Source organism: Phenylobacterium sp., assembly GCF_031360265.1.
Taxonomy (GTDB): Bacteria; Pseudomonadota; Alphaproteobacteria; order Caulobacterales; family Caulobacteraceae; genus Phenylobacterium.
Genome location: NZ_JANMBF010000181.1, coordinates 58,836 through 72,685 on the forward strand (window position 1 = coordinate 58,836; position 13,850 = coordinate 72,685).

The 13,850-nt window shown below is 68.9% G+C and carries 11 protein-coding genes; 1 reads left to right on the forward strand and 10 read right to left on the reverse strand.

Going from position 1 to position 13,850, the window contains the following annotated elements; all coding sequences use genetic code 11:
- Window positions 1-121: 121 nt before the first annotated feature.
- The 9 genes from ftsZ to murC form a co-directional block, all read right to left on the reverse strand.
- Entirely contained in the window at window positions 122-1,588 is a 1,467-nt protein-coding gene (gene ftsZ, locus RMN86_RS16875) for a cell division protein FtsZ (protein WP_309607024.1), read from the reverse strand.
- Between the two features lie 307 nt (window positions 1,589-1,895).
- On the reverse strand, window positions 1,896-2,582 hold the full coding sequence (locus tag RMN86_RS16880) for a transposase (protein ID WP_309607025.1): 687 nt from the start codon (window positions 2,580-2,582) through the stop codon (window positions 1,896-1,898).
- Window positions 2,583-2,619: 37 nt separating this feature from the next.
- Window positions 2,620-2,787, reverse strand: coding sequence for a hypothetical protein (locus RMN86_RS16885; RefSeq protein ID WP_309607026.1), 168 nt, complete (start codon window positions 2,785-2,787; stop codon window positions 2,620-2,622).
- A gap of 22 nt (window positions 2,788-2,809) precedes the next feature.
- Complete coding sequence (ftsA, locus tag RMN86_RS16890) at window positions 2,810-4,204, reverse strand: cell division protein FtsA (protein ID WP_309607027.1); 1,395 nt, start codon at window positions 4,202-4,204, stop codon at window positions 2,810-2,812.
- A gap of 19 nt (window positions 4,205-4,223) precedes the next feature.
- Entirely contained in the window at window positions 4,224-5,117 is an 894-nt protein-coding gene (locus RMN86_RS16895) for an FtsQ-type POTRA domain-containing protein (protein WP_309607028.1), read from the reverse strand.
- Entirely contained in the window at window positions 5,047-6,021 is a 975-nt protein-coding gene (locus tag RMN86_RS16900; protein WP_309607029.1) for a D-alanine--D-alanine ligase, read from the reverse strand. The genes RMN86_RS16895 and RMN86_RS16900 overlap by 71 nt, the downstream gene beginning before the upstream one ends.
- A 57-nt stretch (window positions 6,022-6,078) precedes the next feature.
- Window positions 6,079-7,359, reverse strand: coding sequence for a SulP family inorganic anion transporter (locus tag RMN86_RS16905; protein WP_309607030.1), 1,281 nt, complete (start codon window positions 7,357-7,359; stop codon window positions 6,079-6,081).
- A 159-nt stretch (window positions 7,360-7,518) separates the two neighbouring features.
- Entirely contained in the window at window positions 7,519-8,424 is a 906-nt protein-coding gene (murB, locus tag RMN86_RS16910; protein ID WP_309607031.1) for a UDP-N-acetylmuramate dehydrogenase, read from the reverse strand.
- A gap of 229 nt (window positions 8,425-8,653) precedes the next feature.
- Complete coding sequence (gene murC / locus RMN86_RS16915; RefSeq protein ID WP_309607032.1) at window positions 8,654-10,069, reverse strand: UDP-N-acetylmuramate--L-alanine ligase; 1,416 nt, start codon at window positions 10,067-10,069, stop codon at window positions 8,654-8,656.
- Between the two features lie 751 nt (window positions 10,070-10,820).
- Between murC and RMN86_RS16920 the strand changes: the two genes are divergently transcribed.
- The gene (locus RMN86_RS16920) at window positions 10,821-12,131 is read left to right on the forward strand and encodes a hypothetical protein (RefSeq protein WP_309607033.1); all 1,311 of its coding nucleotides are present in this window, start codon (window positions 10,821-10,823) and stop codon (window positions 12,129-12,131) included.
- Window positions 12,132-12,526: 395 nt separating this feature from the next.
- On the opposite strand, the gene RMN86_RS16925 is transcribed toward RMN86_RS16920, so the two are convergent.
- Complete coding sequence (locus RMN86_RS16925) at window positions 12,527-13,789, reverse strand: metallophosphoesterase (RefSeq protein ID WP_309607034.1); 1,263 nt, start codon at window positions 13,787-13,789, stop codon at window positions 12,527-12,529.
- Window positions 13,790-13,850: the final 61 nt, after the last annotated feature.

Below are 13,850 nucleotides of genomic sequence, written 5' to 3' on the forward strand. Positions count from 1 at the left end.
AAAACAATCCCTGTTTCGCAATGTTTCGGTGTTCGCGAGGGTTGACCAAAGGCCGGAAAGCAGAACGCCATGGAAGCCCGTGGGACCGCCATGGCGCCAGCCGGAAGACGTTGGAAACCAGTCAGTTGGCGAGCCGGCGCAGGAACGAGGGGATCTCGAGATCCTCCCCCTGATGGACCTCTTCCTCCGGGGCGGCGGCCTCGGCGGGAAGCGCGCCGCCGCGGCTGGGCGCCGCGCGCTGGGCGGCCGGCTGCGGCGTGTCGTAGCGGGGACGGCTGCCGAACATGGACAGGAAGCCGCCGCGCGGGCGGCGCTCCTCATAGGCGGGCTGGGCGAACAGCGGTTCGTCCTCGTCCGTGGCCACCGAGGGATCAACGATGCGGATGATCGGCGGCGCGATAGCGGGTGCGTCAACGACCGACCCGGCCGCGACGGGGGCTGCGTAGAGGTCGGGTTGTTCTTCCTCGGCGGCCGCGCGGGCGGCGATCGCCGGCTCGGCGGAATAGGCCGGCTCCAGGGTATAGGCCGGGGCCGCGACGGGCTCGGCGACGCGGTCGCCGGCCAGCAAGGGCGGCGCAGTCATCGGCCGGCGTTCCAGCTTGGGCTCGATGGCGGCGATCGAGGCGCCGTCCATGCCGGTGGCCACGACGCTGACGCGGATCATGCCGTCCAGCGAGGGATCGAAGGCCGCGCCAAAGATGATGTTGGCTTCCGGATCGACCTGTTCGGAGATGGCGTTGGCCGCCTCGTCGACTTCCAGCAGGGTCATGTCCAGGCCGCCGGTGACATTGACCAGCACCGCCTTGGCGCCCTTCAGCGAGACTTCGTCCAGCAGCGGGTTCTGGATGGCGTTCTGGGCGGCCATCAGGGCGCGATCCTCGCCGGTCGCCTCGCCGGTGCCCATCATCGCCTTGCCCATCTCGGTCATCACCGTGCGCACGTCGGCGAAGTCGAGGTTGATCAGGCCGGGCAGCACCATCAGGTCGGTGATCGAACGGACGCCCGAATGCAGCACCTGGTCGGCCATGCCGAAGGCTTCGGCGAAGGTCGTCCGCTCGTTGGCGACGCGGAACAGGTTCTGGTTGGGGATGACGATCAGGGTATCGACATAGCGCTGCAGCTCGCCGATGCCGGCGTCGGCCAGGCGCATGCGGTGGCGGCCCTCGAAGTGGAAGGGCTTGGTGACCACGCCCACGGTGAGGATGCCGCGCTCGCGCGCACACTTGGCGATGATCGGCGCGGCGCCGGTGCCGGTGCCCCCGCCCATGCCGGCGGTGATGAACACCATGTGGGCGCCGTCAAGGTGCTCGCCGATCTCGGGAATGCTTTCCTCGGCCGCGCTCATGCCGACCTCGGGGTGGGCGCCCGCGCCAAGCCCCTGGGTCGCCAGGACGCCGAGCTGGATGCGGCGGTCCGTCTTGGCGAACGCCAGCTGCTGGGCGTCGGTGTTGGCGACGATGAACTCGACTCCCTCCAGCCCGGCCTCGATCATGTTGTTGACCGCGTTGCCGCCAGCCCCACCGATCCCGAAGACCACGATCCGCGGCTTCAACTCTGTCGCGCGAGGCGCGGAAAGTGCGATTGTCATGGAACCCCTGCGTCCTTCAAAATCGGCCCGGAACGTCTTGGCGAACCCGGGCGAACCCGTCCGCCGAAGCGCCCCGTCAAGGAAGCGTTAAGTACGCGCCGACATCCTTAATCGAGGGTTAATCGCTTACCGTGAGTCGCGAGTCGGTCGAGGCCGCTACGGTCGAAAAAATCCCTTGCGCGCCAAGGCGTAAGGCGAATCAGAGCGGGGCGTTGTCGATGACAGGTTCCCTTGCGGCTACGGACATTCGCAACCGGCGGGTTGAAGGACACAAGCGGCCACGCTCATGAATACGTCGACACCATACCTATAACTCCAGGTTCAACTGCCCGTCGGCGACGTTGGCTGGCTTTCGCCCCGGGGCGCGACGGGCGATAGGACGGCCCAGCAACCTTTCCAGGCCGGCGATGAATTCGGTATTGCCCACGGGCCGGCCCGAGCCTTCCGAAACCCGCAGCGCGGCATAGGCCGCCTCGTCGCCACCGGCGAGCAGTCCGGCGAACCGCGGCGCTCGCTCCAGGATCGGACGAACGACCACCAGCTCGTCATCGGCCCCCGCCAGATGGGCGCGCACGCTCGACCATGCCCACGCCTCAGCCCGGGCCACCAGCCGCGCCCGCGCGGGGTTCAGGCTCACATACCGGACGGCCGCCAGCAGATGAGCCTCATCCATGGCCACCGAGCCGAAACGGCTCTGAAACAGGTGGCCGGTCCAGCGACCGCGCGCGTTGACGAAGTTGGTGTAGCGCCTGTGGGCCTCGCCCACCGCGCGGCCGAGCCCGTCCGCGGTCGTCGGCGTCAGGATCAGGTGCACGTGGTTCGGCATCAGACAATAAGCCCATACCTCGACGCCGGCCTTGCGGGTCTGCTCGGCGAGCAGATCGCGGTAGACCTCCTGATCCCCATCCTCGAAGAAGATTGCCTCGCGCCGGTTGCCGCGCTGGGTCACATGATGCGGAAGACCGGGGACGACAATGCGGGCGAGGCGGGTCATGGCTGGAACATATCGCGAACGGGAAGTGGGTCAACCGTCAGCGGTCAATAGGTATCGTGTCGACGTATTCCGGAAACAGGTTGAACTCCCCGCCCAGCTGCGCGCCCGCGTAACGGAAGCTGGTGGTCGCCCCGCCCGCGGTCACCGAGTCCAGCCGCCCCCACGGATCATAGGCCAGCGTCGTCGCCGCCGGACCCCCGGCCACCGACTTCAGCCGGTTGAGCGATCTATAGATTTTCCCGCAGCCAGCTCGCGGCCTTGGTGACCGGGTTGGCCCTGGGGTCGAGCGGTTCGCGGCGCAGCTTGGCCGAGGCCAGCGCCTTGGCGCTGACCGCCTCGCGGGGGCCGAAGGCCGCGCGGTGCAGGATGCCGGCGGCGGCGGTGAAGGCGGGGCCGGACGCGGCGTCGGCCAGGTGCGGCACGCGGCGCGGACGGCCCAGGCGCACGGGCCGGTCGAACACGCGGACGGCGACTTCGCGCACGCCGGCCAGCTGGCTCGCGCCGCCGGTCAGCACCAGGCCCGCGCCCGCCTCGACCGGGGCGCCGGAGCCCTTCAGCCGGTCGCGCAGCAGTTCCAGGGTCTCTTCGACCCGGGGCGCGATAATGCCCTTCAAGAGGCTGCGCGGCGCGATCACCGGACCCGCGCCCGGGTCATCGCCGCGCGGTGGCGCCTCGATCATCTCGCGATCCTCGTTGGCCGAGGCGATGGCCGAGCCGTGCAGGGTCTTGATGCGTTCCGCGCCGGCAATTGTGGTGGAGAGGCCGCGGGCGATGTCCTGCGTCACATGCTGACCGCCGACGGGAATGGTCTCCACGTGGACCAGCGAGCCGCAGGTGAACACCGCCGCCGAGGTCGAGCCGCCGCCCATGTCGATGCAGACGCTGCCCAGGTCCATCTCGTCTTCTTCCAGCGCCGCCAGCGCCGAGACGAAGGGCGCGGCAACCACGCCCTCGAACTGCAGGTGCGCGCGTTCGACGCAGGCGCCCAGGGTCTGGAACACGGCCTCGGAGACCGAGACGACGAGCAGCTCGACGCCCAGCGTGCGGCCGAACATGGCGCGCGGATCGCGCACGCCGCCCTGCCCGTCCACCGCCCAGGCGATCGGCAGGATGTGGGCGGCGCGCCGGCCCGGCAACTTGATCTGCGCCAGGGCATGGGAAATCGCGCGCACCAGGTCGTTGTCGGAGATCGGCCGCGCGCCGATGGAGACGCGGCCCGCGACACGATGTGAGGTCAGCTGGCCGCCGGCTGTCGCGACGGTGACGCTCTGGACATTGACTCCGGCCACGTTCTCGGCCCGCTCGACAGCCCGGGCGATGGCTTCGGACGCCTCGTCCAGGTTGACGATCGCGCCGCCGCGGATGCCGCGCGACTGGACGTAGCCGACACCGGCGGTGGTCAGGGTGCGGTCGCCCTTGTGCACGCCTTCCGGCTTCATGATGAAGCAGGTGACCTTGGACGCCCCCAGATCGACTGCCGCCACCACCGGCGGCCGCACCAGCGCCGCCTTCAGGCCGTCGCGGCCGTCGCGTCGCTCGGGGGCCTTGCCGGCGGGCGGCTTGGCGTCCGGGGACTTGCGGTCTTCGGGGCGGACCTCGGCGCGGTTGGCGAACTTCAGCATCCAGCGGTGATCCGTCTTCTCAAGCGCCGGCCGTTGCGGGGGCCGCGAGGGGTTGATGGGGGCGGGGCCGGACGGCCACCACGTCAGGGTTTCGCAGGTCGATACGGTCGAAGCCGAGCTCGAGGATGCGCGAGCGCCGGTCCAGCCGCTCAAGCTGCATCAGCGCCTGCTCCTCGCCCGCGGCCGGCAGCTGGATCAGCGAGCCATCCTTCATCCGGAGGTCCCAGCGGCGATCGTCGACCCGGACCAGGGCGTCCATCCGGCCCATCAGCTGCGGACGCTGGGCCAGGATCGGCAGGATTTCCGGCGCGTGATCGGCTCCGCCCTCACCCACCACCAGCGGCAGGGCGGAAAACCGGCTGGCGTCGGCTTCGGGGATCACCCGGCCGTGGTCGTCGATGACATGCTGCTTGCCGTCGTGCTGCCAGACCGCCATCTGCCGCCGCTCGACCACGGCCACCACCAGGGTGTCGGGCAGCAGGCGCACGATGCGCGCCTCCTTGACCCAGCCGACCCGCTCGACGCGCCGGCGCAGATCGTCGAGGTCGAGGCCCAGCAGCGGCTGGTTCCTGTAGACGCCGGCGGCCTTGACGATGTCGGCGGTGGCCATGGCCGAGGCGCCCTGGACGGTCACCGAGCGCAGGCGAAAGCCCGCCGCTCCGAACCGGCCGTCGATGCCCGAGCTGACAGCGGCGACCAGCCGCTCGCCGCGATGGCCGGTGACCAGGGTGACCCCGGCCGCCAGGGCCAGGATGGCCGCCGCGCCGGTCAGCGCCAGCCTTGCGGAAAGCCCGGAGTGTTCGCGCGGACCGGCCTTGGCCGGCGCGGGGCGCCTGGCCGCCCTAGAGGGCGCCTTGACCGGGGGTCTCGCCTGACCTCGCGAGCTCCCCCGCACCGCCGCGGGCATAGGCATCCTCCGTGATCCACAGCACCAACCGGTCGAAGTCCACACCCTGCAGCGCCGCCTGCTCGGGGATGAGCGAGGTGGGGGTCATACCGGGCTGGGTATTGACCTCCAGAAGGACCAGAACGTCGTTAATATCGTCATAACGAAGATCCGCCCGGGTGACGCCCCGGCAGCCCAGGGCGGCATGCGCCGCCTCGCTCATTCTCAACGCTTTTTCAAAGGCATGGGCGGGAATTTCGGCCGGGACGATATGCGTCGATCCGCCGTCGGCGTACTTGGCGTCATAGTCATAGAAACCTGTCGGAATTATGTCGGTGACGGTCATGGCCTTGCCGTTCATTACCCCCACCGCCAGCTCGCGCCCGGCGATGTAGGGCTCGATCATCACCTGCTCGCCGAAGGTCCAGGACGGGGCGACGATCTCCTGCGGCGGGCGGTTGGCGCCCTCGAACACCAGGAACACGCCGACCGACGACCCCTCGGCGTTGGGCTTGACCACATAGGGCGGCGCCATGACGTGCGCGGCGGCCGCGGCGAAGCGGTCGAACAGCCCGCCGCCCGGGACAACGACTCCGGCCGCCGCCAGCACCGCCTTGGCCTTGGCCTTGTCCATCGCCAGCGCCGAAGCCAGCACCCCGGAGTGCGTGTAGCGGACGCCAAGCGTCTCCAGTACGCCCTGAACGCAGCCATCCTCGCCCCATTCGCCGTGCAGAGCGTTGAAGCAGACGTCCGGCTGCAGCCTGGTCAGCACCTGGGCCAGGTCGCGGCCGGCGTCGACCCGGCTGACCTTGGCCCCCAGCCGATCCAGAGCGTCGGCGCACGCGCGGCCCGACACCAGGCTGACCTCCCGCTCGGCGGAGAGGCCTCCCAGCAGGACGGCGACGTGGTGGCCGGAAAGCGGCTTGGGCATCGGCGACTCGTAAGGTTCAGGATCCGGTCAGGCGGGTGGCCCAGGCGAGTGCGCCGGTCAAGGGTTCGCCCACCGGCGCTGAAGCCGCGACACCGCCCAGAACAGTGCGGCGAGCGCGCAGCCGGCCAGGATTCCGGTGGTCAGATCACGCGCCAGAGTGAGTAGGAAGGTGGCCAGCAGAACCGCCCCGGCGCGCCGGTCCCGCAGCAGGCGGGCGAACTCCGCCTTCTCCACCATGTTCCAAGACACCACGATCAGCAGGCCGGCCAGGGCCGCCAGCGGCACGTAACTGGCCAAGGGCGCGGCCACCAGCATGAAGACCAGCAGGAGGACCGCGTGCAGCATCCCGGCCACCGGACTGCGAGCGCCGGCGCGGATGTTGGTGGCCGTCCTGGCGACCGTGCCGGTGACGGCGATCCCGCCGAAGAAGGCCGAGGCGACGTTGGCCACGCCCTGGGCCACCAACTCCATATTGGACCGGTGCCGGCGGCCGGTCATGCGGTCGGCGACCGTCGCCGATAACAGGCTTTCCACCGCGCCCAGCAGCGTGAAGGAAAGCGCCGCGGGGAGAATCTGGACCAGCAGGGTCAGGTTGAAGACTGGCGGGCGCGGCGCCGGCAGGGCGTGGGGAATGCCGCCGAACTGGCTGCCAATGGTGGCCACCGGCAGGTGCAGCGCCCAGGCGGCGGCGGCGCCCGCGGCGACCGCGATCAGCATCCCCGGCCAGGCCGGCCGCAGGCGCTTGACCGCGAAGATCGTGGCGGCGACGCCCAGGCCCAGCCCCAGCGCCGCCGGACTGGCCGTCGGCAAGGCCTGGCCGAGAGCGATCAATTTTGGAACCACCGGACCCGGCTCGGCCCCCAGTGTCAGGCCCGCCAGGTCCTTGATCTGGCTGGCGGCGATGGTCACCGCGATGCCGGCGGTAAAGCCGACGGTGACGGCGTGGGGGATGTGGCGGATCAGCGAACCCAGCCGCAGGGCGCCGGCCAGGGTCAGCAGCAGCCCCGAAACCAGGACGGTCAGCAGCAGGCCGTTGACGCCGTGCCGGGCGACCGTGGCCGCGACGAGCACGATGAAGGCCCCGGCCGGCCCGCCGACCTGATAGCGGCTGCCGCCCACCGCCGAGACCAGGAAGCCACCGACGATGGCGGTGTAGAGGCCGCGCGCAGGCGACACGCCCGAGGCGACCGCGATGGCCATGGAAAGCGGCAAGGCCAGAATCGCTACCGTCAGCCCGGCCATGGCGTCCTGGCGGAACGCCGCCAGCCCATAGCCTTCGGCCAGGGTCGTCGCCAGCTTGGGCCGATAGAGGTGCGCCGTGGCGGAACCGTCAGGCATGGCGTTCTATATCATGCTCCAATCCTGGAGTTTGGGTCGCGATGTCCGAACGCGGGCCGCGCGCGAATCCGACCCCACCCCCTCATTTTCCAGGGACCGCCGGGGCTGCCAGCTTGCGGAAGTCGATGTCGCTGTTGGCGACGGTGTAGAGGAGTCCCGTCAAGCCGGCCTGCCGAGGCGTTTGATCTCCCACTCCAGATCGACCGCGAACCGGGCTTTCACGTCGGCGCGCACAGCCTCGCCCAGCCCCTCCAGATCCGCCGCCGTCGCCTCGCCCGTGTTGATCAGGAAGTTCGCATGCAGGGCTGAGAACATCGCGCCGCCCTGGAGTTTGCCGCGCCAGCCGGCGTCATCCACCAGCTTCCAGGACGAATAGCCCGGCGGGTTCTTGAAGGTCGAGCCGCCGGTCTTCTCGCGGATCGGCTGGGTCTGCTCGCGGCGGGCGGTGATCTCGGCCATGCGCGCGGCGATGGCGGCGGGGTCGTCGGCCTGGCCCTGGAAGGTCGCCTGCGTCCAGATGATCTCGGGCGAGATCTCGCTGTGGCGGTAGGTGAAGCCGAAGTCCCGCAGCGCGCAGGTCCGCGCCTGACCCGTGCGGTCGTAGCCGGTGGCGGCGACCAGCACATCCTTCGTCTCGCGCCCGTAGCAGCCGGCGTTCATGGTCAGGGCGCCGCCGATGGTTCCGGGAATGCCGGCGTAGAATTCCAGCCCGGCGATCCCGCCCTTCGCCGCGGCGCGGGCCACCGCGGCGTCCAGGGCTCCCGCTCCGGCGACGATCCGGCCGCCTGCCTCGATGCGGATATCGGCAAACCCGCGGCCGGCCAGGCGGATGACCACGCCCTCGACCCCGCCATCGCGGACGATGACGTTGGACCCCAAGCCCAGAGCGGTGACCGGCACATCGGCGGGTAGCTGCCGCAGAAAGTCGCCAAGGTCGGCGCCGTCGGCGGGCAGGAACAGCACCTCGGCCGCACCCCCGACCCGCAGCCAGGTGAAGGGCCCCAGCGGCTGGTCCCGCAGGAGCCGACCCCGAACCGGCGGCAGGGCGTCGCGCCAGCCGCTCACGGTTGCGCCGCCATCACCAGCCTTCGCACCGAGAGCCCTCTCCCCCTTGCGGGGAGAGGGTTGGGAGTGGGGGTGTCAGCGGTGAGTCTGGGGGTGTCGCGCTGAAGGTCGCCGCGTAATTCCCCAGCGCTGAGCTCGCACCCCCACCCCAACCCCTCCCCGCAAGGGGGGAGGGGCTCTACGTAGGGATCTCCATGAGGCGACAACGCCGCCAATCGCCACCGATCGCTCATTCGCCGCCCAGCGCCGTCAGTTCCCCCGGCAGCGCGTAGGACCAGCCGGTGATGTCGCCGGCCCCCAGCAGCACGACCACGTCACCCGCCTTGGCCTCGTCGCGCACCATCGCCGCCAGGTTGGCCGGCGCGTCCAGCGCCAGCACGCGGCGGTGGCCATAGCGGCGCAGGCCTTCGATCAGGGCGTCGCGGTCGATCCCCGGCAGCGCAGCCTCGCCGGCCGCATAGACGTCGGCGACGATCACCACGTCGGCGTCGTTGAAACAGGCGCAGAACTCGTCAAACAGGTCCGAAAGCCGCGAATATCTGTGCGGCTGGACGACCGCGATCACCCGGCCCAACGTCACCGCGCGCGCCGCAGTCAGCACCGCGGCGATCTCCACCGGATGGTGGGCATAGTCGTCGACGATGCGCACCCCGCCCGCCACACCGGTGGTGGTGAAGCGCCGCCGCACCCCGCCGAACGCGGCCAGGCCCTTGCGGATGTCCTGCGGACTGACTCCCAGCTCGCGGGCCACGGCGATCGCCGCCAGGGCGTTCAGCGCATTGTGCCGCCCGGCCATGGGCAGGCGCAGGTCCTCATAGCGGACCGCCTCGCCCTCATGCGGCTGGATCACCACGTCGAAGCGACAGCCGTCCGGACCCATGGTCAGGGCCTCGGCGCGGACCTGGGCCTGGGGATTGAGGCCATAGGTGACCAGCCTGCGGTTCTCCACCCGCGCGGCCATCGCCTGGACCTCCGGATGGTCGGTGCAGACCGCGGCGAAGCCATAGAACGGGATGTTCTCCACGAAGTCGCGGAACGCCTTCTTCACCGCGTCGAAGTCGCCGTAGTGATCCAGGTGCTCGGGGTCGATGTTGGTGACGATGGCCACGGTGGATTTCAGCTTCAGGAACGTCCCGTCGCTCTCGTCGGCCTCGACCACGATCCAGTCGCCGGCCCCGACCTTGGCGTTGGTGCCATAGGCGTTGATGATCCCGCCATTGACCACGGTGGGGTCCAGCCCGCCGGCGTCCAGCAGCGCCGCGACCATCGAGGTCGTGGTGGTCTTGCCGTGGGTTCCCGCAACCCCGACAGAGAACTGAAGCCGCATCAGCTCGGCCAGCATCTCGGCGCGACGGACCAGCGGCAGGCGCCGCTCGCGCCCGGCGACCATCTCCGGATTGTCGGCCTTCACCGCCGTCGAATAGACCACGGCGCTCGCGCCCTCCACGTGGCCCGCGTCATGGCCGATGAACACCCTCGCGCCCAGCTTCTCCAGCCGCTCGGTATTGGCGCTGGCCTTGGCGTCGGAGCCCTGCACCGTATAGCCGATGCGCAGCATGATCTCGGCGATGCCGCTCATGCCGATCCCCCCGATGCCGATAAAATGCACGGGGCCGATGTCGAAGGGCACGGGGCGACGGGTCATGGCGAGCTAGCTAGCGCAATCGGCGGATACGGGAAACTCCCGCAGGTGGCGACGCAGCGAGGTGAGCGCCCTGCGGGGCGAGTTGCACGCGCTCCGGGCCGAGCTGTCGGCGCTCCGGCCTGCCCAATGGATAGAACCTGACACTTGAGCCCCATCGGGCTTGCCCGCCTGAATCGTTTAGGTGACGCGAGCCGACTGTCCGGTTGCAGGCAATCCTCCAACGGTGAAAATCGACCCGTGGCAGGCCTAGTGAAAGTCCACTTTACAGGAGCATTGCTCCGCTCGTTTAGACGCGGCGTCGGCCGTCATAGATTGGTTCGATCAGCGCTGTCATCGGATGCAGAACGCGGCGACAGCGGCTGCTTGAGCGCGCGCAACAGCGGAGTTCCGCGACTTGCCGGATATTACCTGTCAGTTCCCACTGGAACCTAAATCCCGGGCACGGGTTCAGTGCTGAGGGACGAGTCCCTCCGGGCCGAGGAACTGGTCGGGTATCTGTCGTCCAAATCGGACCTCTTCGTAGGTTTCTTATCATCGGAAGCCTCCCGCATCGGGAGGGCCAGTCCGGCTGTGTGCCCGGAGCCGCCCACGTTGGTGGCAGGGAAAAGCTATGCAATCAGCATTGCTGGGCCGGTGCCTTCGCAGTAAGCATCCGGTTCTTCTCGTAGGCTGCGCATTCCTAGTCGCTTACGGCCTTCCGGCTAGTCCCGCGGTGGCAAAGCCGTCCGTTCCAGAGGTTGCCTCTGGTGTCATGTCCCTCAGCCACCCCATGGTGATCGCAGCCGCGACCCCGTGCGAACCGCCCAAGCACTGGGATCCCAACATGGGAATGTGCATGACCGGTGGAGCGAAAACACAGATGAAGGCGACGGCGGCCGGATCGGCGGACCCCGTTCCGTTGGCGGAAGGTATGGTCGCGAACCGCTCATCGTCATCCCCCTGTCCCTCAGGCCAGCGGTGGGACCCGGGCATGAATATGTGCGCGCCCAACGAGGCCGTTCCGAAAACCTCGCTGAGGCTTCACCTCAATCAGTTCGCGATCTACTCGAACACCACTGGCCCACGCGGCCGGTCCCGCACGACCGGTCCCGGCACCTGGATGCTGACCTACGGCAACGACATCACACCAAAGAATCACCTGAGCGTTGATGTCATGGCGTCACCTGAGCCATGGACCGTCGGAGGCAGGGGGACGCCGCAGCTTCTACAAACCGAACACATCGACAACATGCACGCTCACGACACCATCATGGCGCTCGAATTCAGGGATGCGGTGGTGTTTGGACCGGGTGACGGGCAGAAACTGACATTCCTGTTCGCGCCCCGCGGACAAGCAGCAAGCGGTCCTGTCCCGTTCATGCATCGTGAATCGGCAGAGGGGAACCCCGATGCGCCGCTCGGTCATGCACTGCAGGACGGGTTCCACGACGCCTCGACGGTCGTCGGGGTCGAGTATCAGGTCGCGCACACGACCTTCGAAGTCACCGGGTTCAGTGGCAAGGGCATCACCCGGCCCTTTCCGATACATCGACTGGATTCCTATGGCGTGCGGGTCAACCGGGACATCCGCGACCACGTCCGCGTGGGCGCTTCGTTCGCCGACGTCCTAGTGCCTGACGACGCTGGGGTCGGGGAGCACAATCAGTTCGTCGCTGCCTGGCTGACAACGTCACACGGGAGCCCTGGCGCGACCCTCAAGACATCCTTCATCTGGGGCGAGACCCGGGCGGGCCATGACGCGTTCCACAGTAGCTTCCTGGCGGAGGCGGTCTATCAACAGGGCAAGAATAGTTTCTACGGTCGTGCGGAGACGCTGCAGGTCACGCCCAATCAACTGGAGTTGTTGGCGGTCAGTCGGGCTGACGACGCCCGCTGGGTGGAGGCGTTCACCCTTGGGTATGAGAGAACCTTTTTCACAAGAAATGGGCTCTCCGTATTTGGCGGCGGATCTTACACGAAAGACCTCGTTCCGAGCTCGTTCCGACCTGCATATGGACCCGATCCAGCCGGCGCCAAGCTCTACATGCGTATTCGGTACATGGGCGGCATGGAGTGGTTTTAAGCGGCGAAGAGTTTGGCCGCTCCTGCTGTGGCCGAGGATGACGTCTTCGACGTCCTGGTGCAGAAACGGTGCACCCAAGCACGCTGGGCTAAAGCTGCTCGGGATCCGCCCTGAAACGATCGCAACGTACAAGCTCGGGTGCGGTGCGGCGGTCAGCGACCTGGGTGTGAAGGCCGTTCATCGGCTAGCTTGAATGTGCGAAAAACAAGCAAGCGAGAACTCCTACTTCGATCTCATCAATCAGCAACTCCCGGAAGCCTACGGCGGGTCCTGTCAGCGGCATGATCAATATGATGCGACAGTCCCCTTCCCCCCAACTGAGACCTTCGCAACGTCTGCTGGCAGCGGGTTCTGAGGGTGTTCGCGGGCGGGCGCCGAGCGTCAGAGTCTATCCACTAGGCTGCCACGCAGCTCAGCCGACCCGCCTTCAGCACACAGTTGGCGACCACGGTGTCGGTGAGGTCGCGGAAAACGCCAACCCAATCTGCGTTCTTGGAAACGCCCACCCGGTCGAACACGAAATAGCCGAAGCGGCCCATGGTGAAGGCCTGGGCGGTCATGCCGTCGACCTTGAGCGGACCGATGGCCGGCGGCGGCAGGTCGGCGGCGTTCTGGGCGTCGCCGGCGGTGCCGACGATCAGTTGCGGCGGCCGGCCGGGGCCGAAGTCCAGGCTGGTGAAGTTGTGGATGTGGCCGGCGACCACCAGTTGCACCTCACCCAGGCCGTGGGCCCGGACCGCGCTCTGCTCATTGATGTTGCCATGCAGGTCGCTCAAGGTCGCCCCGTTGCGGCCAGTCTCCCAGAGCGGGCGATGGGTGACCAGCCAGACCGGCCCGCGCGCCGCGGCCGCGCGCACCGGCGCCAGATCCTTGTCGAAGGCCTCGGCCTGATCGGGCGCCAGCGTCGCGTCGTCGGGGTCCGCGCTGTCGACCACCCCCAGCTTCAGGCCGCCGAGATCCACCAGGAAGCTGTCGCTGTGGGCGGGGCAGGCGCGGACACCTGTGTCGGCGTCGAGCAGGCGGAACCAGCCCAGGCCGCCGCGCCGGCAATCCTCGTGGTTGCCACGAGCGAAGACCCAGGGCGCGGCCTTCAGCAGGCTCGCCGCGGGATCGAACAGCTCGGCCTTCCAGCTCGGCCACCGGTCGCCATAGGGGCTGCCGGCGCAGGCGGCGTTGCCCTCCGGACAGGCGGTCTCGCGATAATAGTAGTCGCCCACATGGATCACCAGGTCGGGGTGTTGCGCCGCGGCCAGGACCGCGACCCTGGCGAACGGCCAGCCGGCCACCGGGTCGTTGCAGTTCTGCACGATGGCGCCCTTCAGCCGGCAGCCGCTGTCGCCAAGGATCACCAGCCGCCGCGGCCGCTGGCGGGGCATGGGCAGCGCCGCCCCGCCCACCGAGGCGCGCCGGGCTCCGCGCGGCAGGGGCGCCTGGCAGATGCGGTTGGCGAAGGCGTCGTCGGGGCCGGCTCGCGGGGTCATCCGCCGCGCGCGGCCATCCACCTTCAGCACGGGACAGCTCGCCCCGTCGGAAATCGCCCGCGCCTGGGCGCCGTCGCCGCCCATCTGCACCCAGGCCGCCACGGGCTCCTGCGCCGCCATCGCCGCGCCGCCCGCCAGCGCCCCGGCGATCAGGATTGCCGCCGCCATCACCCGCATTGCCCAGCCTCCGGTGTCGTTGCGCGATCATAGCTCCGCTTCGGCTTGGGCGGCTATGTCG

Coding starts and splice junctions, on each gene's coding strand:
- RMN86_RS16920 (WP_309607033.1), top strand. CDS start 10,821: ATGTCCCTCAGCCACCCCATGGTGATCGCAGCCGCGACCCCGTGCGAA.
- murC (WP_309607032.1), bottom strand. CDS start 10,069: ATGACCCGTCGCCCCGTGCCCTTCGACATCGGCCCCGTGCATTTTATC.
- ftsZ (WP_309607024.1), bottom strand. CDS start 1,588: ATGACAATCGCACTTTCCGCGCCTCGCGCGACAGAGTTGAAGCCGCGG.
- RMN86_RS16895 (WP_309607028.1), bottom strand. CDS start 5,117: ATGCCTATGCCCGCGGCGGTGCGGGGGAGCTCGCGAGGTCAGGCGAGA.
- ftsA (WP_309607027.1), bottom strand. CDS start 4,204: ATGCTGAAGTTCGCCAACCGCGCCGAGGTCCGCCCCGAAGACCGCAAG.
- RMN86_RS16880 (WP_309607025.1), bottom strand. CDS start 2,582: ATGACCCGCCTCGCCCGCATTGTCGTCCCCGGTCTTCCGCATCATGTG.
- RMN86_RS16925 (WP_309607034.1), bottom strand. CDS start 13,789: ATGCGGGTGATGGCGGCGGCAATCCTGATCGCCGGGGCGCTGGCGGGC.
- RMN86_RS16900 (WP_309607029.1), bottom strand. CDS start 6,021: ATGCCCAAGCCGCTTTCCGGCCACCACGTCGCCGTCCTGCTGGGAGGC.
- RMN86_RS16905 (WP_309607030.1), bottom strand. CDS start 7,359: ATGCCTGACGGTTCCGCCACGGCGCACCTCTATCGGCCCAAGCTGGCG.